The 1,909-nt window shown below is 66.1% G+C and carries 2 protein-coding genes; both read right to left on the bottom strand.

Annotated features, from left to right (window positions below; translation table 11 throughout):
* A partial coding sequence (locus tag WAN71_RS06475) for a hypothetical protein (protein ID WP_422224542.1) occupies positions 1-119 on the bottom strand: 119 nt, incomplete at its 3' end.
* Positions 116-1,909: transglycosylase domain-containing protein (locus WAN71_RS06470; protein WP_422224541.1), on the bottom strand; the 1,794-nt coding region annotated here is incomplete at its 5' end. The genes WAN71_RS06475 and WAN71_RS06470, both read right to left, overlap by 4 nt.

The raw sequence follows: 1,909 nt of genomic DNA, 5'->3' as shown, positions 1-1,909 counted from the left end.
GACAGCGCCGCGCCCAGAAAGTCGGTACGGCTGGGGCAATCGCGGTCGTCGACGGAGCGCAAGTCGGCGGCCAACGGGCGCGGCGAAATGGTGGGGTGAGAAGTCCAAGCGCCGATCACGGCGGCGGTGAAACAGGCTGGGGTCCGCCCGGCGGCGGTGGTCCTGGTGGCGGCCCAACCGGGACCGTGGTGGGCGGCCCGATCGGGATCGTGATCCCCGGTGCCACCTCAATGGTGGGCTGGATGACCGTCATCTGTGGCGGCGCAGGTGGCGGCGGCGCTGCCGGCGCGCCGGCGTACCCACCGATCTCCGCCGGCTTGGGGAAGGACTCGGTCGTGGTGCCCTTGAGGGCACCGTCCATGGTGGCCTTCCAAATGTCCGAGGGCAGACCCGAACCGTAGACCTGCGAGCCCCCCTTGCTGACCAGTGGCTTGTCGCCGCTAACGGTGCCCACCCATACCGCCGTCGACAGCGACGGGGTGTAGCCGACCATCCAGGCGTCCTTGTCGGCGTCGGTGTCGCCCAACTGGGTGGTGCCGGTCTTGGCTGCCGACGGCCGCCCGCCGGCCAACGTGTGACCGCGCGAATAGGCGGCGATCGGCTGCATCGCCGACGTGACGTTGTCGGCGACGTCCTTGGGGATCCGCTGCTCGCCGGAGTCGTTGGAGCTGGTGGAGTCGAACAGCACCCGACCCTCGGCGTTGACCACCTTCTGGACGAAATGCGGTCGGTGATAGACACCCGATGCGGCCAACGTGGCGTATGCCGAGGCCATGTCGATCACCCGAGTTTGATACTGGCCCAACACGATTCCGTTGTTGGGCGGGCCGCCATGGCCGTCTTCGGAGAGCGTGTGCGCGACACCGGGGAAGCTGTCCGCGATGCCCGCCTGGTGTGCGGCGTTCGCGACGTCGTCCGCACCGTGTTTCAACTTGAGCATCAGCCGGTAGTAGGAGGTGTTCAGCGACTGCTTGAGCGCCTCGGCGATATTGCAAGTTCCGCAGCTTTCGCCTTCGACGTTGGTGATCTTGATGCCGTTGACCGTCAGCGGCGAGCTGTCCACCTGGTAGCCCAGACCGATACCCTGCTCCAGCGCGGCGATCAGCGCGAACACCTTGAACGACGACCCGGTCTGCAGCCCGGCTTGGGCGAAGTCGAACCCGTTGGCGTCAGAGCCGCCGTAGTAGGCCTTCACCGCTCCGTTTTTCGGATCGATGGAGGCGACCGCGGTACGCATGTCAGGAGCCTGCCCTTCCATGTACTTCGACACCGCGTCCTCTGCGGCCTTCTGCGCTGGCGGCTCGATGGTGGTGGTGACTTGCAGTCCCTGAGTGTTCAACGTCTGCTCGTCGATATTGAACAGCTCCATCAGCTCCCGGGTCACCTGCCGCTCGATCAACCCGTTAGGTCCGCTGGTCTGGTTTTGCGCGCGGGCCTGATCGGGCGGCACCGTCGGCGGAAACGCTTGAGCCGCCCGGTCCCTCGGCGACAGTGCGCGGTCGTCCACCATCCCGTCGAGCACCCAGTTCCACCGCTCCTTAGCGCCTGGGAGGTCTACCGCGGGGTCTAGTGTCGAGGGGCGCTGGATCAGCGCGGCCAGCAGGGCGCCGTCGGCCATGGTGAGCTGATCGACGGGCTTGCCGAAGTAGGCCTTGGACGCAGCCGATATCCCGTAGGCGCCTCGACCGAAGTAAATGATGTTCAGATAGGCCTGCAGCACATCGTCTTTGGACCACTCGCCCGACATCTTGGTGGCGATGACGAGTTCCTTGGCCTTGCGGATCAGGCCGCCGACCCCGGCACGCTGTGATCCCACCAACGCGTTCTTGACGTACTGCTGGGTGATCGTCGAACCGCCCTGCGTGTCACCGCCGAAGATGTTGTTCTTGAACGCGCGCGCGAACCCGGT

Origin of the sequence: Mycobacterium sp. (assembly GCF_049280035.1) — a bacterium.
GTDB lineage: Bacteria > Actinomycetota > Actinomycetes > Mycobacteriales > Mycobacteriaceae > Mycobacterium.
Note: the sequence above shows the minus strand (reverse complement) of the source record. Positions and strands in the feature narration are given on the sequence as shown.